Here is a 21,424-nt window from a genome sequence, read left to right as displayed (position 1 = left end):
TCTCGAGTCACAGCGCGAAGGATTCGGTGGACGAGGCGGCCGGGTCGCCGGGGCGCACGTGCAGTTCCCCGCGATCCGGGCGGAGCACCACCGCGGCGACAGTCCGGTCACGACGGATGTCGCCGTCGCCCGCGACGCGCACAGGATCGCGGGACAGCAACGCGAAATGGTCCTCTGTGGACGCTCGCGTCGGCAGTGCGGCCAGCCGCTCGACGCAGGCGTCGAGCCGTCGGACGGAGAAGTTGCGCGCGAAGACGGTCAGCTCGTCCCGCGGGGCGAGGTCCGGATGCAGGAAATGGTTGGTGTGCGCCACTTCCGCTCCCGCGCCCACCCGAACGTCGTCGTCGGCGATCTCCACCCACGCGGCTGTTTCCTTGTCGCACAGGGTCAGCGACCGTGAACTGGCGAGCCGCAGGTCACGCACGGCGTCAAGGGCCTCCGTGACACTGTCGCAGGTGTCCAGTAGATGCCGGATCGCGAGGTAGGGCGACGGCCCGTGCCGCCATTTCCCCGCCAGCACCAGATTCAGCCCGACAGCGAGCCCGGCGCTGTTGACCCCGAGATAGCCGAGCAGACCGCCGAAACTGAGCACCAGCGATCGCCGCGGTCCCGCCCGGACGTCGAGCACCGCGATGTGGTCGTCGAGATCGCCGTTGAGGTCGACCGTCTGCGCGAGCACCGGTTCGGCTCCTGTCCGGGCGTACGTCGTGCAGTCGCCCATCGTCGGCAGCTTCCGGTAGCCGAGCACCTCACGGCGCATCTGCAGCAGCACCGCTTCGTCGTGGGAGATGCCGGCGCCTTCCGCCAGGCCGCGGATCTCCTCTCCCAGGTCCGGGAGCTGAGCGTCGATCGCGCGGGCGTACTCGATGAGGTCCGGGCGTAAAGCATCGAGGTTCAGAGGGTCGGGTGAGAGCGCGTTGAGCCGGGCGAACCGGTCGCCGAGGAAGGCCTGTAGTTCCTTCCTCAGTGCCTCGCCGTGGGCGCGGCCGCGGGTGTGAGGGTCACCGTGGGCACGGACCAAAGGGACGGTCACGAGCCACGCTCCTTGCCCTTCTTGCCCGCCAGCAGGGTGGCCGCCACCTCGGGCCATTCGCCGCGCAGAACGCTGTAGTAGACCGCGTCGCGGCGCCGATTGCCCGGCATGGGGTTGAAGCTGCGCAGAATGCCCTCCTCGACAGCGCCGATGTTGCGCAGTCCCTGGCGGGCCTGTTCGTTCAGCGCGTCGGTCTTGAACTCGACCCGCTCGGCGCCCAGCCGTTCGAAGGCTTCGCGCAGCATGAGGTATTTGGCCCAGTGGTTGACACCCTTGCCGTGGAACTTCGTCCCCAGCCAGGACCAGCCGATCTCGAGCCGCCCCGCGTCCTGGTTGATGCTGCAGAAGCTCATGCTGCCCGCGATCAACCCGGACGTCCGCTCGGTGATCACGTACACGACCCGCTCGCCGTTGGCCTGGTCGGCGACGGCGGCGTCGAAGAAGGCGTCGAACTGGTCGTCGGTCTCGATGAGCTGGACGAAATAGCGCCAGATCGCCGGATCCAGTGCCTGCGTGCGCAGCGGTTCGCGATCGGTCTCGGCGATCGGCCGCAGCAGCACGTGCTCGTCGGACAGTTCGACGCGGGCGGCGTCCGCCCAGCGCGGCCCGGTCATCCGGCCACCGCCCCGGCGAGCGCGTCGGTGACGTCGCGGAGGGTCTTCATGGCGGCCACGTCCGGCTCGGTGAACGTCTCCAGCGCGACCCCGGTGTCGTCACAGGCGGACATCAGGAACATCACCTTCTGCATCGAGGTCAGCCCGTAGCCGTCGGCGAGATCACGGTCCGGGTCGAAGTCGGCGGGGTCGACCGGTTTGCTCAGCACGCGGGACAGGTTGTCCCGCACCGCGTCGTCGATGGTGGACAGGTCAGCAGACATGCACGCTCCCTTGGTCGTCGTGGATCTCGTCGTGATAGCGATCGGCGATACGCGACCGCAGGGGTTTGAACTGCGAGGTGAGCAGTCCGTTGGCGGAGCTGAACGGTTCGTCGGCGACGACCACCTTGCGGATCTGCTCGTCGGCGCCGAACGCCGCGTTGGTGCGGGTGAGCTGTTCGGTGATGGCCGCTTCGTCGGCGGGCCGCGAAGCCGGGGACACCACCGCCACCAGATAGCTCTGGGCAGGGCAGAACAGCACGCATTCGGCGATGGCGGGACTGGTGCGCATATGGTCTTCGACCGGGCGCACCACCACCTTCCGGCCGTTTTCGAGCACGATCACGTCGTCGGCCCGCCCCTTGATGTAGAGGAAGCCGTCGTCGTCCACTTCCCCCAGATCGCCGGTGCGAACCAGGTCAGGCTCGGGAAACACCCGTTCGGACGCGCCGGGCGGCGCGAACTCGTAGCGGTCGCACACCGGGAACCGGCTGCGGACGCTCACGACGCCGTCGTCGCCGATCAGGACTTCTTTGTGCGGGAGCACCTTTCCGACACTCCCCTGGCGATGCGCGCCGGGGTGGTTCTTGGTCACGACGCAGGTCTCGTTGAGCCCATAGCCTTCGTAGATGGGCAGTCCCGCGTCGGTGAAGAACCGCAGGACGTCTTCGGCCGCCGGCGCGGAGCCGGTCCACAGGTAGCGGACGCGGTCACCGAACACCCGGCGGGCGCCTTGGGCCAGCGCCTCCGACGGCGGGGTCTCCGGGCCCGTCCTGGCGACCTGGCGCTCGATGAAGGCCTTGGCGGTGGCGAAGAACCCCGGCACTCCCATCACCACGGTGGGCGCGACCCGCCGCAGCGTGGGGAAGGCGGCCTCATAGGTACTCAGAGTGACGTCGTGTCCGTGGCGGAACGCCGAGTAGACCCAGTACCGCTGTTGCAGGACCGCAAGCGGCAGGAAGACGAACAGGTCGTCGTCGGTGCCGTGCCGGAAGATCTCCTGCACGGCGGCGATCCCGGCGTCGATGCTGCCGACCGACGCGGTCATGCCCTTGGGCTCGCCGGTGCTGCCGGACGTGAGCTTCAGGGTCGTGACGTCCTTCGGCTCATAGCGCACCGGCTTGGGCGCGACGGCGTCCCGGTCCGCGGCCAGGGCCCGGACGTCCGTCAGCGGATGGACCCGGTCGCCGTCCCCGTCGGCGAAGAGCACCGCCAGGCCGTACCGGACGGCCAGCGCCGGATCGGCGTCGAACTTCGCCGGGTCGAACCCCACGGTCACCGCTCCGACGCGCAGGGCGGCGAGGTCCAGCAGTACCCACTCCAGGCAGTTGGGCGCGAGCACGCCGACGCGGTCGCCGCGCCGGACACCGAGGTCGGTGAGGGCGCGGGCGACCCGGCCCGCCATCTCGTACACCTCGCGCAGCTCGAACTCCTCGGTCTTGTCGAGCCTCGCGACCCGCAATCGGTGACCGGGTTCGGGCGGGGCCGCGATGATGGCGTTGAGCAGCCCGTCCGGGATCCTGGTTTCGAGGGTGGTCATCAGCGGACTCCCTTCCTCCTCGGCGCGGCGGCGATCATCGCGGCCATGCGGCGCACGGTGTCCAGTTCGGGCAACCGGTCCAAGGTGAAGCCGACGCCGAACCGTTTCCGGACACCGGCGAGGATCCGGGCCGCGACCAGCGAGTCGCCGCCGAGATCGAACAGGGTCGTGGTGGCGGCGGGTACGCCGGCCTTGAGCACTTCCGCCCACAGGAGCGCGACCTCGTGCTCCAGTTCGGTGTCCGGTGGCGCCTCAGCGGCGGCCGCCTGGCCGGGCTTGTGTTCCTGTAGCTTCGCGCGGTCGACCTTTCCGTTGCGGGTCAGGGGAAACGCGTCATGCCAATAGACCCCGGAGGGCACCATGTACCGCGGCAGCACCTCGCGCAGCCGCGCACCGAGGTCGTGGGCGGTGGGCCGCTCGTCCCCGGTGGGCACGAGATGCGCGACGAGGCGGTCTCCCCGCCCGGTGGACTCGCGGGCCACCACTGCCCGGCGGACCTCGTCCAGTGCGACCAGCCGGGTCTCGACCTCGCCCGCCTCGATGCGGTAGCCGTTGACCTTGATCTGGAAGTCCGTACGGCCGAGGATCTCGATCTCACCGGTGGGCAGCCAGCGGCCCAGGTCACCGGTGCGGTAGATCCGTTCGCCGCGGACGGGGTCGTCGGCGAACCGCTCGGCGGTCCGCTCCTCGTCGTTCCAGTAGCCGCGCGCCAGGCCGGTACCCGCCGCGCAGATCTCGCCGGTGACCCAGTCCGGCAGGTCACGGCCCGCCGCGTCGAGCACGTAGGCCCGGTTGTTGGCGTTGGGCCTGCCGTAGGGGATCGACTCCGAGCCGTCCTCGTCGGTGCCGACCGGATGCGAGATGTTCCAGATGGTCGTCTCGGTCGGCCCGCCGAGCGAGATCACGTCCAGTCCGGGAAGCGCTGCCCGCAGCGCGGCCGGGAGTGCCGGGGGCAGCCGGTCGCCGCTCATCATGACCAGCCGCAGCGTCTTCAGCGCCTCGGCGCCGTCGGCCTCGGCTTGTTCGAGCAGCAGCCCCACGATGGCGGGGACCGAATTCCACACGGTCACGCCCGTCCGGCCGCACAACCGCAGCCAGTGCCCCGGATCGGCCGCCTGATCGGCGTCCGGCAGCACGATGGCCGCCCCTGCCGACAGCGCGCCGAACACGTCGTAGACCGACAAATCGAACGAGAACATGCTGATGCCGAAGAACCGGTCACCGGGTCCGACGTCGAACCGGCCGTTGCAGTCGGCGACGACGTTGGCGACCGCGCCGTGGGTGGCCATGACGCCCTTGGGCCCGCCGGTGGTGCCGGAGGTGTAGAGCACGTAGGCCAGGTCGTCCGGATGGGCGTCGGCCAGCGGCTCCACGGGCCGCACGGATTCGGCGGGACGGGTGAGGTCCAGCTCCAGCACGGCGCGCTCGTCATCGGTGTGGCCGGCGTTGGTGAGGACGAACCTGGTGCCGCCGTCGGCGAGCATGAGCGCACGTCGTTCCCGGGGCAGCCCGGCGTCGACCGGCAGGTACGCACCGCCGGCGAGCACGACGGCGAGGATCCCGGCGACATGCTCGGGCCCGCGGGTCATCACCAGTCCGACCGGCTCGTCCCGACGTACCCCCCGGTCCCGCAGCCAGCGCGCCGCCCGCTGGACATGGGCGAGCAGCTCGCGATAGCTGATCCCGGCCGTTCCGGTGATCACCGCGGGGGCGTCCGGAGTGGACTCGGCCTGCGCCAGGAAGCGTTGCGGTAGAACAGGATCGGGGATCTCGGTCACGGTCTCGTTGGCTTCCGCGCGGCGGGCGCGCTGGTCGTCCGGGCGCAGGTCGAAGATCCGCCGTGACCAGGCGTCAGGTCCGAGCAGTTCACCGAGCAGCCGCCGGCACCCGTCGACGACGGAGTCGACCAGTCCTTCGGGGAACAGTTCGTCGACACTGTCGAACTGCACCACGAGCCCGCCGTGCTGCTCGTAGGGTGACACGTCCAGCCACACCTGCGGGGTCTGGCTCTCGGTGTACACCTCCGGGCCGAACAACTCCATCGCCGAACCGTCGGCGCCGTCGTAGCCGATGGCGCTGTTGAAGGTGTAGGGCATCCGGGCGTCCGTGCCGCCCCTCCTGGCCAGTTCGCGCAGGACGTCGATGCCGGAGAAGTGCCGGTTGTCCAGCGATTCGCGCAGCGACGCCTGAATCGCGCGGGCCCGGTCGGCGAACGCCGCGCCGGCGTCCGGTTCCACCAGCACCAGCATGGTCTCGCCGAAGTTCCCCAGCGCGGTGTGGATCCGCGGGTGGATCGGTGGCCGGTTGGCCACGGTGGTGTTCAGCGTGAACCGATCCCCCGCGCCCCAGCAGGCCAGCACTTCACTGTAGACGGCCACCAGCAAGCCGGACGGTGTCAGCCCGTATCCGGCGGCCAGCTCCTTCAGCGAAGTCCATTGTGGACGATCAAGGCGGGCGAATCGCGTGGTGAACCGGGGTTCGGTGATCGAAGACGGACTGGTGCGCAGCGGCAGATCCGGATGTGGTGCGAGGTCGTCCAGGCGCGCCAGCCAGTACTCACGTGACCGCTTCGCCGGTGCGCGGTGGCGGGCTCGTTCCTGGGCGGAGACGAAGTCGGCGAACGCCGCTTCCTCCCCCGCCTCCGCGGGCTCGCCCAGGTACTCGGCGTGCCACTGCCGGAAGAACAGGAAGATGCTGATCGCGTCGAGGATCAGGCCGTCGTGGTCGACATGCAGCAGCATCTCCTCGTCGGAGAGCCGGGTGACCGCGACGGCCAGCAACGGCGCCTCGTCGGCGGGCAGGCTGCGGTGAGCCCGCTCGGCACGCACCGCTTCCCGATGCTCGTCCTGCTCCTCGGCGGGTTTGCCGCGCAGGTCGTACCGGAGGATCCGGACGGGCACGGAACGCTGCTCGATCTGGGTCCCGTCTTCGGTGAACCGGGTGCGCAGGATGCCGTGTCGCGCCACCACCGTGTTCAACGCGCGTTCCAGCCCGTCGATGTCCCAGCAGCCGCAGATCTCGTGGTAGACGTGACTGGCGGAGCCGATTTCCACCTGCTGGTCGCGGCCGATCAGGTAGCCGCGTTGCAACGCCGTCAGCGGCGCGCCGGGCGGGGTGTCCAGATACCCGACGAGTCCGGCCTTGTGCGCCTTGATCTTCGCGATCAGATCGGCGTCCATCCGCTCACGCGGGCCCTGCAGTTTCAGGTCGGTCCCCGAGAGGCTCACGGTGAGCCCCCGCGAGCGCAGTTCCCGCACCACCTGGGCTGGGGTTTCCTGTTCGGTCGTCGTCATCGGCCCACCTCCGCGTGCTCGCGCACCACGTCTTCGGGCAGGTCTTTCGCCAGTGTGTCGGCGAGCCCGGCGACGTCGCCGCCGTTGAGCAGCGTCTCCAAGGGGACGTCGGCGTCCAGCCGGTCGGTCAACTGGTACTGCAGCGCGACGGCCTGCATGGACTGCATGCCCAGCTCGGTCAGGGAAAGATGCGCCACCGGCTCGTCGGCGGGCAGCCTGAGCACCTCGCGGACCACGCCGGACAGCCAGGGAAGCAGCGGTGATCCGGCGGCGCTTTCCCGTTTCGCGCCGAAGAAGACACGCCCGGCGAGGGTGACGGCGGTTCCCGCCGGCACCAGTTCCACGGTGTGCGGCCAGGTGCGTTCCGCGGGCAGCCCCAGTGCGTCCGCCAGGATGCTCGCGAACCGCGGCATGACCGGCGTGCCGCACGTGGCCAGTAACCGGGCTGCGGCCAGCTCCAGCGCGAGGGCGGTGCGTGCCTCGTCGGCCCAGTCCTCGACGTGCGCGGCGGCCGACTCCGTGGCCGCGAACGCGCGGGTGTCCTCGACCAGGCCCAGCAGTTCGGCGGCGGCGGAGTTCAGGGAGAACCCGTCGGCGCCCAGCGACCGGGTCAGCGCGGCCAGCCGCTCGGTGAGCCGGGCCAGGAACGCGGTGTGCTCCGGGGTCCAGACACCGGCGTCGGGAACCTCGCCGCCGTGAACGCGGGCGAGTCGCTCTCCCAGGTCCGCGAGCCAGCCCTGCCATCGGGCTTCGAGCGTGTCACGGACGAACGCGTCGAACGTGTCGGGGTCGAAGTTGGTGCGCCTGCCCTCCGGGCGGGTCAGCGCCAGGTAGAGCCGGTACGCGTCAGCGGTCTCCGGGCCGAGCACGTCACGACCCCAGACCGCGTGGCGGCGGCTGGTGGAGAACTTGCTTTCCTGAAGCAGATAGAACTCGTTGATGTGGTAGTCGATGTCGGGCGCCCAGTCCGGATGCGCCGCCCGATAGAGCGCCGGCACGACGATCGGGTGGAAGAAGCTCCCGTCGGCGCCGAGGAAGTGCACGATCTTCCAGTCGGCGTCCGGCTCGTCGGCGCGCCATTCCTCGCCGGTGCGCGCTCCGAGCGCGCCGACACCGTGCAAGATGCTGTAGGCGTAGTCGATCCACGACCAGATCACCTGTCCATCCACTTCGGACTCGGCGGGGGTCAGGCCCCAGTCGGCGGGATGGGTCAGCGGGACTTCGACCGGGCCGCGCGACAGGACCCGTGCGGCCAGTTCCTTCACCGACGACGGCACCCGTCCCGTGCGGTGGTGGTCGCGGATGTGATCGGCGAGTTCGTGCAGGGACAGCTGATAACGGCGCACGGTGCCGCGCCGGGGTGCGGTACCGGACTCCGCCGAGACCGGGTCTCCCAGGTCGGCGACCGAGTTGGGTTCCTTGCAGCCCTCGCAGATGTTGCCGCCGGTGGTCTCCCCGCAAGACGGGCAGCTGCCGCTGACTCCGGATTCGAAGAGATACCTGCCGGATTCCGGGTCGAACAGCGCGTCGGCCTCGGCCAGCCGGACGGGATCGGACGTGATCAGCTTGCCGAAGAAGCCGCGCAGGCCACCCGGGTAGGTGTCTTCGGCGCTGGTCGCGGTGAACTGGTGGACCTCGATGTCCATGGCCGCGAGGGTTTCGCGGATCCGCCCGCTGTAGTGCGCCGCGGTGTCCAGAGCGGAGCGGCCTTCCTTGGCCCCGGCCGCCTCGACGTAGTTCTGGTAATCGTCGCTGCCGCAGAGGTGCCAGGCCCGCACCCCGTTCATCCGCTGGAACCGGGTGTAGGCGTCGGCGGCGAAGAACGGCCCGGCCAGATGCCCCAGATGCAGGTCGCCGTTGGGGGTGGGCGCGGACGAGAACACGAAGACCGGGCGCTCCCCGAAACGGCGGCGCACCGAACGCCCGGCGGCGGCGCTCGCACGGACGGTGTCGCGCCAGAAGAACGACGCCAGCACGAGATCGGTTTCGCCGGTGTTGGTGACGTAGTGGGTTTCGAACGGGTCGAAGCGCACGACGGCTCCGGCCTCGATCCGGTGTTCGGCACCATCGACGACGAGGTCACCTCCGCCGGCGACCAGCACCCATACCTCGGTCTCGTCGTGTTGATGGGTCAGCGACCGCACGCCCGGGGCCACCCGGCCCCAGGACGCGCCCACGCCCAGGTCACCGGTGGCGCCCGGATCCAGTGCGGCGACGTCGATGCCGAACGCGCGGCTCAGCCCTTCGCCGGTGAACGTACTGATGTCCACGATCAACTTCCTCCCGATTCGAGCAGGTCGGCGACACGTGCGGCGATGGCGGGCGCGAGCCGGTAGCCGGAGCCGTTCGCCGCGCCGGCGAACACGATCCGCCCGTTGCCGAGTGCGCGTACCAAGGGTTCCCCGGTGCCGCTGTAGGCGTCGCAGAAGACCCGGCCGGAGAGGCGGTCCACCGCCATCCCCGGGATGTGACGCCGCAGGATCTGCCGCGCGTCGTCCAGGTGCCGCCCGGTCAGCCCGGCCGACGGCGTGTCCGGGTCGACGTCCCATTCCGGACAGGTGTAGCTGAACAGCCAGTGCCCGCGGCCGGGCAACGGCAACAGGAAGGCGTCCTCTCGTTCGAAGATCACCGCCGCGTCGGCCGGGCCCGGCCGCCCGCCGACGTGCAGCGCGACGATCTTCTTCACCCTGGCAGCCAAGGGAGCGACCAGGGATCGCCACGCGGGAGCTCCCAGCCACGGGCCGGGCGCGAGCACGACCCGGCCCGCGGTCAGTTCCTCACCGGTGCCCAGCCGCAGCCCTACTCCGTCCACGTCCTCGGACACCGCCTCGACCCGGACTGCCTCGCGGACCTCGATCTCGGTGCGCAGAACGGCGGTCACGGCGCGGGTCACGGCGCCCACGTCGGCGTACTGGGCGCCCTGGACGGACCAGGTGGCCGACCCCGCCGGAGGGCGTACCCCGTCCGGCAGGTCATCGGCGGCGGTGAGGGCGGCTTCGGGCAGGTAGTCCGAGCGCAGACGCGGCTCGTCGGCGGCGGTGCCCACCACGCGCATGGCCACGGGGTGGATCGGCAGTCCGGGGTGGCTCCGGAGCAACTCGGTGTAGTACCGCTGGCTGAAGCGAGCCATCTCGCGCACCGCCGGGGTGGCGCCACGGGGGGTGTGCAACCCCGCCGACCGCAGCGAGGCGCCGCCGCCGACCAGATCGCGGTCGATCAGCACGACCGAGGCGTCCGGTGCCCGGCGCGCGATCTCGCGAGCGGTGAGGCAGCCGATGATGCCCCCGCCGAGCACGGCGATGTCCGTCCTGGCCGGGGCACTCCGCGGCGAGACGCCGGAGATCCCTGGCGCTGCCACCGCGCTCACGCCTGGTCCAGCAGGTCGGTGGTGTGTTTGCCCGCCCAGTCGATGAACGGTTCCCGTTGTTCGTTGGAGTGCACCCCGAGCAGCCGGTCCCTGATCCGCTGACTTCGCCAGGCGACCAGGCTCAGGTTCGGATCGGCCAGGCCGCGTTGGTCGCGGACCCCGTTCTGCAGGAACACGGAGCGGTCGCGGGGGCCGTCCCAGCGGATCGCGAAGTCCTTGTCCACGTTGTATTCCTCGCCTTCGCGGGCGAGCTTGTCCTCCAACGGCGACAGGAAGTCCGCCGTCGCCGGGCGATAGCCGGTGGCCCAGACGACGAAGTCGGACTCGACGTGCTCGATCAGGCCGGGGTCGTCGTTTCCCTCGACCGTCAGGTCCCACGCGTCGTGATCGGCAGTCACGCCGGTGACGGTCCGGTTGGGCAAGAGGGCGAAGAGGTCGTCGGCGCCGTCGACGAATCGGCGCGCGTAGCAACGCTGGTAGATCTCCCGCAGGGTGGATTCGGAAATCCCGTCGCTGGTCAGCACGTTCTGCGCGTTGAGCGCCACCCGGGCAGGCCGGTCGAGGTCGAAGAAGTAGTCGGAATAGCTGGGGACGAAGTACTCGTTCGTGAAAGGCGTGTCGTCGATCGGGAAATAGTTGTGCCGCCGCGAAATCCAGATGACGCGGCGGGGAAGTCGTTCGATCGGGCGGGAAATCAGGTCGAGGAAGACTTCGGCGCCGGACTGCCCGCCACCGACCACCGCGACCCGTTTGCCCGCGAAGTCCCGATCACGCGAGACGAAATCGCTCACGTGGAACTGCGTTCCGCCCAGTTTTCCGCGAGCCGGTTCGGGCACCCATGGCCGGGTGCCGATCCCCACCACGACGTTGTCCGCTGTGGCCGTCCGCCTACTGGTGCGCACGACGAAAGACGTCCCGTCGAAATCGACCTCACGGACTTCTTCACCGAAGCGGACATTCGTGTTGCCCTGACTCGCCCATTCGAGGTAGTTGCGGAACTCCTGTCGTGGCACAGCGTCGAACTGGGCGTTGATGAAGTGGTAGATCCTGCCCTGATCGTGCAGATAGGACAGGAACGAGAACCGGTTGGTCGGCTCGGACATCGTGACCAGGTCTTTCAACAACGACACCTGCAGTGTCGCCCCCGGAATCTGCTGCCCGTCGTGCCAGCCGAACCGTTCCTCCCTGTCAAGGAAGAGGTTCGCGACCTCGTTCCGGTCGTGCAGCAGGGACGCCAAGCTGAGATTGGCGGGCCCTACACCGACTCCGAGACACCCGTAGTGGGCGGTCTCGTGCCGTCGCTGACGCGGCAACGGAGCGGTCACCACTCGCCTCTCCCCTCGTAGGCCAAAGCCGGCTGCCGCCTTGCGGTCGGCTCGTTCTTCTCGCACATCGGGATCCCTTCCCGTACCTCCGCCACCTGTCACGGCCATGCTCGCCCCAGGACGAATCACCCGACGGACGATCGATGCCCGCCGGTGCGATTAATCAGGACTTCAACTCGAGGACACGCCGAATTCGCCCTTTCCCCGAAATCCAGCTGAATGCGCTCATTTGAGCGACGTTCCCCAGGCCCCACCACCGCGATTAATCCATCGAGAACCAGGACCGAACACCATCGGCACCAGGCGCGCACATCCATTTCGACGCCTTCTCCGGTGTCCCCAATGACGCTAGCACGCGATTCACCGACACCGCACGCCAAGCGGTGATTTTCCGTTATTGCGCAACGGAAAACCTGCGGAAACGCCCGCTTACTGCACCGTCCGCCGCCCGCCACGCCGCCACATGGCCGACGATTGCCGCGCCCATTCCGACCACAGTCCGTCCTTTATGGACGAAAAAGCAAAACGCCCCCCGGCATTCGTCTTGCGCCGAACGTGTGAAGATACTTTCCCGGGTTGTCAGTTCCTCACAACCTGACAAGCTGGACCGGTGAGGAAAGCGGAGGAGATCATCGATAGCCTGACAGAAAACCGGATGACGACAATCACGGGACTATCACCGTCCGACCGGGCGGACGCGCTCGGCCAAGCGATCCGAGCCGCGGAAAGCGTCATCTCCGACATCACGGTGGTCACGGCAGGCCATCTCCCGGACACGTTTCCGCAGGCTGCCGCCGCGGCGCTGAACGTCGTGGAACGACCCGCCGACCCCCTGTCCGACGCGCTGCGCGCGCGGCTGCGGCAGGGCAACCCCTTGCTCGTCGTCCGAGGGGGCCGGCACGGGAACACGGACATCGCCGGGACGATCGCCGACCTGCTCCGTCATTGCCCTGCCTTGACCGTGCTCGCCGAGGCGCCGGCGCCGCTCGGTGTGCCCGGCGAACAGGTCGTCGCCCTGCCCTCGGCACCCGCTCCTTTCGACGCGGAGAAAGTCGCGCGGGTGGCGAGGTTCTCACTCCACCGCCGTACTTTCGACACCCGGATGGCCGCGGCGCTGGCCGGGATCACCCCGGAAGGCGCCGAAACCATCCTGACCAGGCTCGCGAGGGAAGGCCTGATCCAGCGGGACGAGGACGGCTGGCGTCTCCCGCCGGATGTCGTGGAACTCCTCCCCCGACCGGAGAGCGACGCCCTGGAGCGGCGCATCCGCTGGGCTTCCCGGGAAGTCGCCGAGCTCCGCACCCTCGTCGAAACCGGCGGCGCCTGGCGTGATCGCTTCGACTTCGTCGCCGACGATCTCCGGGCCACGGTGCGCGACCGGACCGGACCGGACTCGGACGTCCGTCAGCACGACATCGCCCGCACACTGGCCGGACTTCTCTACGCGCGGCAACTGCTCGCCGAAGCGCGCATCACCTTCGAACTGGCGGCGACGCTGGCACCCGACGACCGCGCCGCGGCCCGTGACCTGCGCTCGGCCGCCGACGTCGCCATGGCCGAGCACCGGGGCGAGCCGGCGTTCGCGCTGCTCCAGCAGGCCGCGGAACGCGCGGGGCGGGGCGGGGACGAGGCGGGGGCGGCGATCGCTCTCGCGTACGCGGTCTGCGTCGGGAACCGGTTTCCCGCCACGTTCACCGACCTGGTCCCGCATGAACGACTCGTCGAGCTGATGATCGAGGCCGAACGATTCGCGCCGGAGCATGACCCTGTCGCCGAGGCCTATCTCGCGGCCGCGCGTGCCTGGAACGCCACCGGCGAGAAGACCACACCCGACCTGGACCTGACCTCGATCGCGCTGGACGCCGCACGTGTCACCGATCAGCCGGTGCTGATCTCGGCCGCGCTGGACGCGGTGGCCAGTGCCGACGGCGCCGCCGGCCGCTTCGCGCGCGCGCACCGTTCATGCGGGGAACGGCTGTCACTTCTGGAAAAGCTTCCCAGGCACGAGCCGAACATCGGTGTCGAGATCGTCGACACGCTGCACGTGGTACCGCTGGTCGCGCTCGCGGCCGGGAGACTTCCGGAGGCGGTACTCGCGGCCGAGGCGTCCTGGAAGGATCCCTTTCGAGGTCTCTACATGCGGGCAGGCAAGTTCGTCGTCCCGCTGCTCCTCACCGGTCACCTCGACAAAGCTCTGGAATACGCGGAGATCTCCTGGGACTCCTGGCAGCGCCTCGACAGGCCACCCGCGCGCTGGATGGCCCCCGCCGCCCTGGCGGCGGGTATGGCGCACGCCCTTCGCGGAAACGTCCCCGAGTACGACGCTTGGGCCGCGCGGGCGCTGATGTTGTCGGAACCCGGTGTGCACAGCGGACTCAGGGAAAGTTTCGAGGCCTTCGTCCTCCCCCGGGTCGCTTTGCATCAGGGCGACGCCGAAATCGCGGTGTCCACATCGCTGACACCGAAGAGCGGCTGGTACGACAGCGCCCACCAGTTCTACGACGCCTATGCCTGGGCCGTCGCCGCGGAAAGCGCGGTCGTCGCGGGCGATCCCCGGGCCGGGGATTTGCTGGCAGCCGCGGAACCCGCCGCGGCGGAGAACCTCTGGGCGGCGGCGTGCCTCGCCCGCGCCCGCGGCAGAATGCACGACGACCGCGCGGCGCTGGAGGAGGCCATCAACGGCTGGCAGGCGATCGGTGCCCGTTTCGAACTGGCCTGCACCCTCGGCCTGCTCCCGGATCGGCGGGACGAAGCCGCCTCGCGGCTGGCCGCGCTGGGCTGCCGACTCCCCGTCTCGCCGTTATGATCGAAAACCGGGCCGCGAGCGCGGCCGGAGCCAGGATGTCGGAGCGCGACGAGAAACGACGGCCCCGGAAGGGCGCGAGGGGACCGAAGCCGGACATGGCCATCACACGCCAGGAAACCGACTACCGAGCGCTCGCCGCGGCAGGCATCACGATCGTTCTGTGGGCGTCGGCGTTCGTGGTGATCCGAGACGCCGGAGAACACATCTCCGCGGGAGCGCTCGCCTTGGGCAGGCTCGCGACCGGAGCGCTGGTGCTGGGCGCGTTCCTGGTGGTACGCAAGCAAGGCATCCCGCCCAGAGCGGCATGGCCGGGAATCCTGGTCTCGGGGGTGGCGTGGTTCGGCGTGTACATGGTCGCGCTGAACGCCGGTGAACAACGCATCGACGCGGGTACCGCCTCACTCGTGATCAACCTGGGCCCCATCCTGATGGCGGCGCTGGGAGGCTGGCTGCTCAAGGAGGGTTTCCCGCCACAGCTGATGGTCGGCCTGGCCTTGGGTTTCGCCGGCGCGGTCCTGGTCGGCTTCGCCTCCTCCGGCGGCGGAAGCGCGAGTCTGATCGGTGTACTGCTGTGCGGTCTCGCCGCGGTGGGCAGCGCCGTCGGCGTGATCGCTCAGAAACCGGCACTGCGGTCCGCGACGGCCTTGCAGGTGACGCTCTTCGGCAACGCGATCGGCGCACTGGTGTGCCTGCCTTTCGCCGGATCGCTGATCCAGGAAGTGGCGGCGGCTCCCCCGAGCGCTCTTCTGGAGATCGTTTATCTGGGCGTGTTCCCGACCGCCCTGGCCTTCTCCACCTGGGCCTACGCGCTCTCCCGGACAACGGCCGGGAAACTGGGCGCCACGACCTACCTGGTCCCGGTACTGGTAGTCCTCATGAGCTGGGTCGTGCTCGACGAGATCCCCGCGGCTTTGTCGTTCGCCGGTGGCGCGCTGTGCCTGATCGGCGTGGCGGTGTCCCGGCGCACACCCCGAGAAAAGGTGGGAGAAAAGTGACCGTGGAAGAGGTTTCTGTCGACGGCTTCGAACGGGTCGTCATCGACCGGGACCCAGCCGGCGAAGCACGCTCGATCATCGCGGTGCACGACACCCGCCTCGGTCCTGCACTCGGCGGCGTACGGATGCGCCCGTACCCGAACGAGAGCGATGCCGTCTCGGAATGCCTCGCGCTCGCACAGGCGATGACGGTGAAAGCCGCCGCGGCCGGACTGGACCTCGGTGGCGGCTGGAGCATCATTCCCGCGGACACTTCCGACAAGACACCGGAACGGCTGCTGGCCCACGGACGGGCGATCGCCACGTTCGACGGCCGGTTCATCCCGGTGAACGACGTGGGCACCGACCAAGCCGACCTGCGAGAGATCGGCAAGGTGACTTCGCCGGTATGCGCGCAGGACGATCCGTCACCCTGGACCGCGCTGGGCGTCGCGGCCGGCATCAAGGCCTGCGCCGAGTTTTCCGGCCGCACCGACCTGAAAGGCGCACGAATCGGAGTGCAAGGTGCCGGGCATGTGGGCAGCGCGCTGGTACGACTGCTCGTCCGGGAAGGCGCGGATGTCACAGTGAGCGACGTGGAGGAGGAACGCGCCGTCTCGCTCGCCGCCGAGACCGGTGCGACGGTGGTCGACCCCGACACCTTGCCCACGAGCGAGCTGGACGTTTTCGCGCCTTGCGCACTGGGCGGAGTGGTCACACCGGACGTGGTGCCCGCGCTTCGTTGCCGGATCATCGCCGGCGGCGCCAACAACGTCCTGGCCGTCCCGGAACTCGCGGACGAACTGCGGAAACGGCACATCATCTACGCACCGGATTTCTGTGTGAACTCGGGCGGCGTGATCTTCCTTCAGGCCCAGCTTCGGGGCCATAGTGAGGAAACGGCACGAGACCAGGTTCAGGGAGTCGGCACGACGATCTCCGCACTGCTCGCGCACGCGGAAACCAACAAAGTCACGACGAACCAGGCCGCGAACGATCTCGCTCGAACCCGGCTCGAATCCTCCTGATCGCTTACCGGCCAGACCGGGGCTGAAGCCGCCCTTGGCGAAGTGACCTTACGCGACTCCCGCGACCTCGTCGCCGTCGAGAGCGAAGACGACCGGAGTTCGCGCCTGGTCACGTACCCAGGCTGTCAGGTCAGCGGTCAGGCAGCCGTGGCCTTCCGGGAATGCCTCGGGTCGCAACCGTTCGACGGCCACGTCCGACAGTAGTTCCTGTCGCCGGTAGTTCGTCGACGGTGCAACTCCGGCCCTGGCCGCGACCGAAAGCACGGTCAGGGCATCCCGACCGGCTTCCGCCATCAGGTCGCGTACGGCTTCGTGCACCGATTCCTGGCGCCGGGCGCTGCGCCCACCAGGGTGCGCCTTCAGTTTTCGACTCACTGAACCGCTTAGAGCAAATACTCCAGCAGCACTTTGTGATTATGGGCGGGTGGTCTGTCAAGCTTGTGTTGACTGATGAGGATCTTGCTGTCTGGATCGCCGGGCTGGATGACCTGTTCGCGCGGGTCGCGGGTCGTTTCACCCCGGTCGAGCCGCGACGCCGGGCTCGTGCGTACGTACGTGGCCTGTTGGCGCCGTTGGCGGGGAAGAACGGCTGGACCTTGGCCGAAACCGGGCCTGGTCCCACTGGCACAGACGCCACACGCCGGCAACGGGACGAGCGACTCCCGGTCCCGCAGGAACAAGACCAGCCAGGCCACACCGAGGACGGCGAGGACCAGTTCGAGCAGCAACATCAGCTTCCGGGTCACGCCGTCATCGTCTCCCAGCATGACACCGACGGCGAACGCACGGGAACCGGTTTGAGGATTCAGCGCCGGTGGCTGAAGCGGTCCGAGATCCGGTCGAGAGCCCACGCGGCCCGCAAGGATGGCGCGCTGAGTGCGATCGAGGGCAGCCGCGGCGGCCGCGGCTGCCACACAGCGCGCAAATCGTCGTGCGGATCGTCACCGGCCAGGCGGTCGGCCAGCAGCGTGCCGAGATAGGGCGACTGAGCGAGACCGTGGCCGTTGCAGCTGACGGCATAGAAGACGTTCTTGACCACTTCTCCGGCGACCGGGAGGAACGACGTGATCGCGACCCACCCGCCCCATGTCCGTCGCGGGGCGACGTAGCGCAGGGACGGGAACCGTTCGTGGAAGCCGCGGACGAGGTCCGCTACCACTGCGCGGCCGGGCTCTCGGGCGCCTAGCGCTCTCGGCGCTGCTTCGAGCCGGCGGGTGCCGAACAGGAGGGTGCCGCGTGCGGTGCGCCGGTAGTTCTCGAGAATCGTGTGCGGGGTGACAATGCCGGCCCGGGACGTCCAGCCGATCGCTTCCAGCCGGCCGGGGTCGACAGGTTCGGTCTCGACGACGCTGGTCCACACGGGCACAACACCGCGCGGGGCGATCGCCAGGTCGCGGGTGTGGGCGTTGGTGGCGAGCACGACGCGGTCCGCGTGGACGCGGCCGCCGGGAACGGTGAGCACGACCTTCGCGCCATCTGGCTCGACAGCTCGCACAGTCGTGCGTTCGAACACCCTCGCGCCCGACGCCAGCACCGCGTCACGCAATCCGGACGCGAGTTTTCCCGGGTTCAGCAGTCCCCCGCCGCGCAAATGGGTTCCGCCCAGGAAAGTGTCGGGCAAGCCGAATTCGGGGCCCTCGACGAATTCGACGTCGGCGCCTGCGTCGCGGAGGATCCGCACGCCTTTCTTCAAACGCCGGAGCTGTCCGGCGGAGACCGCGGCGTTGACGCTGCCGGTGCGGTCGTATTCACAGTCGATGCCGAGCTGATCGATCAGGTTCTCGGCGAACTGCGCCGAGGACTCCGCGTAGCGGATGAGGTTCCGCAACCGGCGCCGGTAGAGGAAGCGCAGCATCTGCGGGTCGCCGGCCAGCTCGTTCGACAGGTACCCAGCGTTGCGCGAGGCGCCGCCCCAGCCGCAGTACCCGGCTTCGAGCACGACGACGTCGGCTCCACGCTCGGCCAGCCGGAGCGCCGAAGCCATACCGACGAGGCCACCTCCGACAACAGCGACATCGCAGTGAATCCGGCCTTCAAGCGCCGGCGTGAAATCCGTGGGCCGATCACTCCATCCGGTGAACGTCGAATAGGTCACGCCGTCGGAAACCGTCGAACGCATGGTCATTCCTCTCCTCAAGTCCTTCGGGACGGAATTCGTCACGGCTGAGCGCCGACCGCGGAAGGCCCCCGGTCCGAGGCCGGTTCGGCGCCTGTCGTCACGTTGCGGTTGTGCAGGGCGCGATAGGCGAAGTAGTACGCGAACATCTGGAACCCCCAGGTGGCCAGCGCAGCGCTGTAGAAAAGCGTCCGGTGCGCGTCGTCGCCCGGGATCGGGAAGAAGTCGTACGTGATCGCGATGACGGATCCCGCGATGGTGACCAGTGCCGCGCCGACGGCCTGCTTCGTGGCGCCGATGCGCCAGAGCCGCCAGACGAAGTAGGCGAGGAAGACCGTCGTGAGCACGTTGACCACGATGAAGAACGTCGCCGGACCGATGTGCAGCTTGTCGGCGCGGAACTGCTGGAGGTACAGCCCGGCTGCGGCGGCGAGCACGAACACGCCGATATCGACCGCGACAGAGGGCTTGTACCGGTGCGTTACCCGCATCAGGCCCAGGACGAGAATGAGGGTGATGCCGACAGAGCGCGAGAAAGCGTCGAAGAAATACGCGATGCTGTACAGCGGGCTGCTTTGATCTCCGCCCAGCAAGGCCCACAGGAGAAAGTTCGAGCCCGATGTGGCGACGATCATCCATTCGAGCCCGAGTAGATAGTTTTTGTAGTGCCGGATGAACTTCACCCCGAAGCAAAAGCCGGCGAAGATCATCCAGAGATCGGCCAGCATGAAGAGCAGGTCCTGCATGTCCTTGATTCCTTTGAGTCGTGCCTTCACCTCTGCGCTGAAGGCGGAGCGGGCGGAGAGCGAGCCGGCTCGTGATCCGGCTCATAGGCTACGTCGAAGTTGGCCATCCGATCAAGTCGCTTGACCAAGACAGGGGATGACCAGGCGACCTGGCCGTCTGTCCGCTCTCCGCTGCTAGGCTTGCGTTGACTTAATCAAACGTCCAACTACGTGCACCGGGAGGATTTCGTGCCGCGGATCCCCGCAGCCCAACGGCGTAGCCACTTCATCAAGGCCGCCGTCGAGGTCATCGCGACCTACGGCATCGAAGGCGCAACGACCCGGCGGATCGCCGAGCAGGCTCAGGCGAACCTGGCGATGCTGCACTACTGCTATGACTCCAAAGAAGATCTCTTCGCCGACGTCTACGAGTTCGTGGCGGGCCGGTACCTCGATGTGATCAAGGCCAACGACTCCCAGGGTGACTTGACGGAGACGGCGCGAGCGCTGCTGCGCGGAGTCATGGAGTGCTATCTGGAATCGACCAGTTTCACCGCGGCGACGGTGGAACTCATCAGCTGGGCACGACGTCAGCACGAGGACCGCGGTATCGCGGTGTACGACAAGGCCCTCGAGAGGGTGCGTGCCGCACTGCGCGACGCCGACTCGGATCAGCCGATCGGACCGGAGGTCGTCGATGAGATCGCGTTCGTCATCGCCGCCTTGGCCGATGGTTTCGCCGCGAGCTGGCTGACCTACGGGGACCGGGCCGCGGCGTTGGGACAGATCGAGATCGCGATGTCGGTACTCGACAGCTGGCTCGCGGCCCGGCTCGGGTCCACGCCCGTGGCGTCCTGAACGGATGATGGCGTCACAAGGGCAGCCCGGGTGAATCGACGCCGACCACCCGGTCGCCGCAGAAGACGCGCACCGACTCCGCGGGCCCGTGTCCGCCGATACCAGCCGGGCCCCAGAAGCTCTGCGCCGAGTCGTCGGCGAGGTCGGCGACTTTGGCGCCGTTGACGCGGATTTCGCCTGCCAGGATGCGGGAGCCGACGTCGATCGCGCGGTCGGTGTCGGCGCCGAACACGTACGCGTCGAGCCCCGAGGGATGGGCGTTGGCGACGCGCAGCGCCTGTTCCTCGGAGTCCACGGCGTGCAGCGAGACGACCGGCCCGAACAGCTCGGCGGTGGCCTGGGAGGGATCGGCGCCGACGGCGATGGTCGGAGACAGGAAGTAGCCGTCGAGTTCGGGTAGCCGAGCAGGCCTGTGCAGGTTCGCCCCGAGGTCGTGCAGCCCTTCGATCCTGCTCCGCAGGGTCTCGAAGTGCGGGGCGTTGGAGATCGGGCCGACCTGGACGTTCTCGTCGAGCGAGTGGCCGACGACGAGCTTGGAGATCCGCTCGGTCAACGCTTCGAGGAGAGGGGCGATCAGGCTTCGGTGAGCGAGGATCTTGCCCGGACCCTCGCACCATTGACCGTTGAGCTTGGTCATGCCGTCGAGGATGCCGTCCGCGGTGACGTCGAGATCGGCGTCGTCCAGCACGAGCACCGGGTTGTTCCCGCCGAGCTCCAACTGCAGGACCTTGAAGTCTTCCGTGGCCGCCCGCGCGATGGCCCGCCCGGCGCCGGGTCCACCGGTGAACGAGACGATCTTGACGCGGGGGTCCGCGGTCAGCCTGGCGCCGACGTCGCCGCCACCGTGTACCAGTTGCAGCGCGCCGCTCGGCAGGCCGGCCTCGACGAAGCACTCGGCGATGATCCGCGCACTGCCGGGCGCGTGTTCCGAAGGTTTGAGGATGACCGGGCAACCCGCGGCGACCGCACTGGCGACCTTGGCCGCCGGGATGAAACTCGGGCCGTTCCACGGCGTGAGGATCGCGGCGGGCCCCCACGGCACCTTGTAGAGGCGGACTTCCCGGCCGCCGGCCTCCAGCGCGGTGACCCGCGGGATGGTCACCAGGTCCGCCGCCGACGCCCGGATCCTCAGGGGCAGGAAGGCCGCGACCTTGCGCGTGACGCTGATCGGCGTGCCGCTGGTCAGCGAATCCGTGCGCGCGATGTCCTCGACGCGGGTCTCGATGATGTCGGCGACGCGCTCAAGCAGGCCGGCGCGCTCCCGGCGCGCGTCCTCGTCCCAGCGTCCGACGTCGTACACGCGCTCCGCGTGCCGCAGTGCGCGTTCGACGTCGTCGGGTGCCGTCGTGACCGAGCGGTGGACGGGTTCGCGTGTATTGGGGTCGACGTTCCACGCGTCGTGGACCGTCTCGCATTCGCTCCAGGCGTCGGCGATGTAGTTCACCGGCAGCGGAATCTCGTTGCTCATCTTCACGTTTCCTTCAC

At 68.8% G+C, this 21,424-nt stretch carries 16 protein-coding genes and 1 pseudogene; 5 read left to right on the top strand and 12 right to left on the bottom strand.

Going from position 1 to position 21,424, the window contains the following annotated elements; genetic code table 11:
• Positions 1-7: 7 nt before the first annotated feature.
• Genes ACFOSH_RS03875 through ACFOSH_RS03840 form a run of 8 tightly spaced genes read right to left on the bottom strand, consistent with a single transcriptional unit; the run spans position 8 to position 11,432 of the window.
• Positions 8-1,033: a C45 family autoproteolytic acyltransferase/hydolase gene (locus ACFOSH_RS03875; RefSeq protein WP_378237234.1), complete on the bottom strand. Its 1,026-nt coding sequence runs from the start codon at positions 1,031-1,033 to the stop codon at positions 8-10.
• Positions 1,030-1,647 carry a GNAT family N-acetyltransferase gene (locus tag ACFOSH_RS03870; RefSeq protein WP_378237233.1) on the bottom strand — a complete coding sequence of 206 codons (618 nt, stop codon included), beginning with the start codon at positions 1,645-1,647 and terminating at the stop codon, positions 1,030-1,032. Before ACFOSH_RS03870 ends, ACFOSH_RS03875 begins: the two co-directional genes overlap by 4 nt.
• A complete protein-coding gene (locus ACFOSH_RS03865) occupies positions 1,644-1,910 on the bottom strand; it encodes an acyl carrier protein (RefSeq protein ID WP_378237232.1) in 267 nt (88 codons plus the stop codon). Before ACFOSH_RS03865 ends, ACFOSH_RS03870 begins: the two co-directional genes overlap by 4 nt.
• On the bottom strand, positions 1,900-3,447 hold the full coding sequence (locus tag ACFOSH_RS03860) for an AMP-binding protein (protein WP_378237231.1): 1,548 nt from the start codon (positions 3,445-3,447) through the stop codon (positions 1,900-1,902). The genes ACFOSH_RS03865 and ACFOSH_RS03860 overlap by 11 nt, the downstream gene beginning before the upstream one ends.
• Positions 3,447-6,740 carry a non-ribosomal peptide synthetase gene (locus tag ACFOSH_RS03855; protein WP_378237230.1) on the bottom strand — a complete coding sequence of 1,098 codons (3,294 nt, stop codon included), beginning with the start codon at positions 6,738-6,740 and terminating at the stop codon, positions 3,447-3,449. Before ACFOSH_RS03855 ends, ACFOSH_RS03860 begins: the two co-directional genes overlap by 1 nt.
• Positions 6,737-9,010, bottom strand: coding sequence for a class I tRNA ligase family protein (locus ACFOSH_RS03850; protein WP_378237229.1), 2,274 nt, complete (start codon positions 9,008-9,010; stop codon positions 6,737-6,739). The genes ACFOSH_RS03855 and ACFOSH_RS03850 overlap by 4 nt, the downstream gene beginning before the upstream one ends.
• A gap of 2 nt (positions 9,011-9,012) precedes the next feature.
• The gene (locus ACFOSH_RS03845; protein ID WP_378237228.1) at positions 9,013-10,107 is read right to left on the bottom strand and encodes an NAD(P)/FAD-dependent oxidoreductase; all 1,095 of its coding nucleotides are present in this window, start codon (positions 10,105-10,107) and stop codon (positions 9,013-9,015) included.
• Positions 10,104-11,432 (bottom strand): lysine N(6)-hydroxylase/L-ornithine N(5)-oxygenase family protein, encoded by a 1,329-nt coding sequence (locus ACFOSH_RS03840; RefSeq protein ID WP_378237227.1) that lies wholly within the window; start codon positions 11,430-11,432, stop codon positions 10,104-10,106. The genes ACFOSH_RS03845 and ACFOSH_RS03840 overlap by 4 nt, the downstream gene beginning before the upstream one ends.
• A gap of 655 nt (positions 11,433-12,087) precedes the next feature.
• Here ACFOSH_RS03840 and ACFOSH_RS03835 point away from each other — a divergent pair.
• The 3 genes from ACFOSH_RS03835 (at position 12,088) to ACFOSH_RS03825 (ending at position 16,240) form a co-directional block, all read left to right on the top strand.
• A complete protein-coding gene (locus tag ACFOSH_RS03835) occupies positions 12,088-14,238 on the top strand; it encodes a hypothetical protein (protein WP_378237226.1) in 2,151 nt (716 codons plus the stop codon).
• Positions 14,239-14,333: 95 nt separating this feature from the next.
• Positions 14,334-15,233 (top strand): DMT family transporter, encoded by a 900-nt coding sequence (locus ACFOSH_RS03830; RefSeq protein WP_378237225.1) that lies wholly within the window; start codon positions 14,334-14,336, stop codon positions 15,231-15,233.
• Positions 15,230-16,240, top strand: coding sequence for a Glu/Leu/Phe/Val dehydrogenase family protein (locus ACFOSH_RS03825; protein ID WP_378237224.1), 1,011 nt, complete (start codon positions 15,230-15,232; stop codon positions 16,238-16,240). Before ACFOSH_RS03830 ends, ACFOSH_RS03825 begins: the two co-directional genes overlap by 4 nt.
• A gap of 48 nt (positions 16,241-16,288) precedes the next feature.
• Here ACFOSH_RS03825 and ACFOSH_RS03820 read toward each other — a convergent pair whose 3' ends face one another.
• A complete protein-coding gene (locus ACFOSH_RS03820) occupies positions 16,289-16,558 on the bottom strand; it encodes a hypothetical protein (protein ID WP_378237223.1) in 270 nt (89 codons plus the stop codon).
• A 122-nt stretch (positions 16,559-16,680) separates the two neighbouring features.
• Here ACFOSH_RS03820 and ACFOSH_RS45095 point away from each other — a divergent pair.
• Positions 16,681-16,863, top strand: a pseudogene (locus ACFOSH_RS45095) (IS701 family transposase); the annotation flags it as partial.
• Between the two features lie 182 nt (positions 16,864-17,045).
• Here ACFOSH_RS45095 and ACFOSH_RS03810 read toward each other — a convergent pair.
• Positions 17,046-18,359: an NAD(P)/FAD-dependent oxidoreductase gene (locus ACFOSH_RS03810; RefSeq protein WP_378237221.1), complete on the bottom strand. Its 1,314-nt coding sequence runs from the start codon at positions 18,357-18,359 to the stop codon at positions 17,046-17,048.
• A 38-nt stretch (positions 18,360-18,397) separates the two neighbouring features.
• Entirely contained in the window at positions 18,398-19,102 is a 705-nt protein-coding gene (locus ACFOSH_RS03805; protein ID WP_378237219.1) for a transporter, read from the bottom strand.
• A gap of 228 nt (positions 19,103-19,330) precedes the next feature.
• Between ACFOSH_RS03805 and ACFOSH_RS03800 the strand changes: the two genes are divergently transcribed.
• On the top strand, positions 19,331-19,939 hold the full coding sequence (locus ACFOSH_RS03800; protein WP_378237218.1) for a TetR/AcrR family transcriptional regulator: 609 nt from the start codon (positions 19,331-19,333) through the stop codon (positions 19,937-19,939).
• A gap of 13 nt (positions 19,940-19,952) precedes the next feature.
• Here the strand turns inward: ACFOSH_RS03800 and ACFOSH_RS03795 are convergent, their stop codons facing one another.
• Positions 19,953-21,407, bottom strand: coding sequence for an aldehyde dehydrogenase family protein (locus ACFOSH_RS03795; RefSeq protein WP_378237217.1), 1,455 nt, complete (start codon positions 21,405-21,407; stop codon positions 19,953-19,955).
• Positions 21,408-21,424: the final 17 nt, after the last annotated feature.

This window comes from Amycolatopsis speibonae (genome assembly GCF_042647925.1).
Lineage (GTDB): Bacteria > Actinomycetota > Actinomycetes > Mycobacteriales > Pseudonocardiaceae > Amycolatopsis > Amycolatopsis speibonae.
This window is presented reverse-complemented; position numbering and strand designations above follow the sequence as displayed.

Coding starts and splice junctions, on each gene's coding strand:
- ACFOSH_RS03870 (WP_378237233.1), bottom strand. CDS start 1,647: ATGACCGGGCCGCGCTGGGCGGACGCCGCCCGCGTCGAACTGTCCGAC.
- ACFOSH_RS03865 (WP_378237232.1), bottom strand. CDS start 1,910: ATGTCTGCTGACCTGTCCACCATCGACGACGCGGTGCGGGACAACCTG.
- ACFOSH_RS03795 (WP_378237217.1), bottom strand. CDS start 21,407: ATGAGCAACGAGATTCCGCTGCCGGTGAACTACATCGCCGACGCCTGG.
- ACFOSH_RS03830 (WP_378237225.1), top strand. CDS start 14,334: ATGGCCATCACACGCCAGGAAACCGACTACCGAGCGCTCGCCGCGGCA.
- ACFOSH_RS03860 (WP_378237231.1), bottom strand. CDS start 3,447: ATGACCACCCTCGAAACCAGGATCCCGGACGGGCTGCTCAACGCCATC.
- ACFOSH_RS03855 (WP_378237230.1), bottom strand. CDS start 6,740: ATGACGACGACCGAACAGGAAACCCCAGCCCAGGTGGTGCGGGAACTG.
- ACFOSH_RS03835 (WP_378237226.1), top strand. CDS start 12,088: ATGACGACAATCACGGGACTATCACCGTCCGACCGGGCGGACGCGCTC.
- ACFOSH_RS03805 (WP_378237219.1), bottom strand. CDS start 19,102: ATGCAGGACCTGCTCTTCATGCTGGCCGATCTCTGGATGATCTTCGCC.
- ACFOSH_RS03810 (WP_378237221.1), bottom strand. CDS start 18,359: ATGCGTTCGACGGTTTCCGACGGCGTGACCTATTCGACGTTCACCGGA.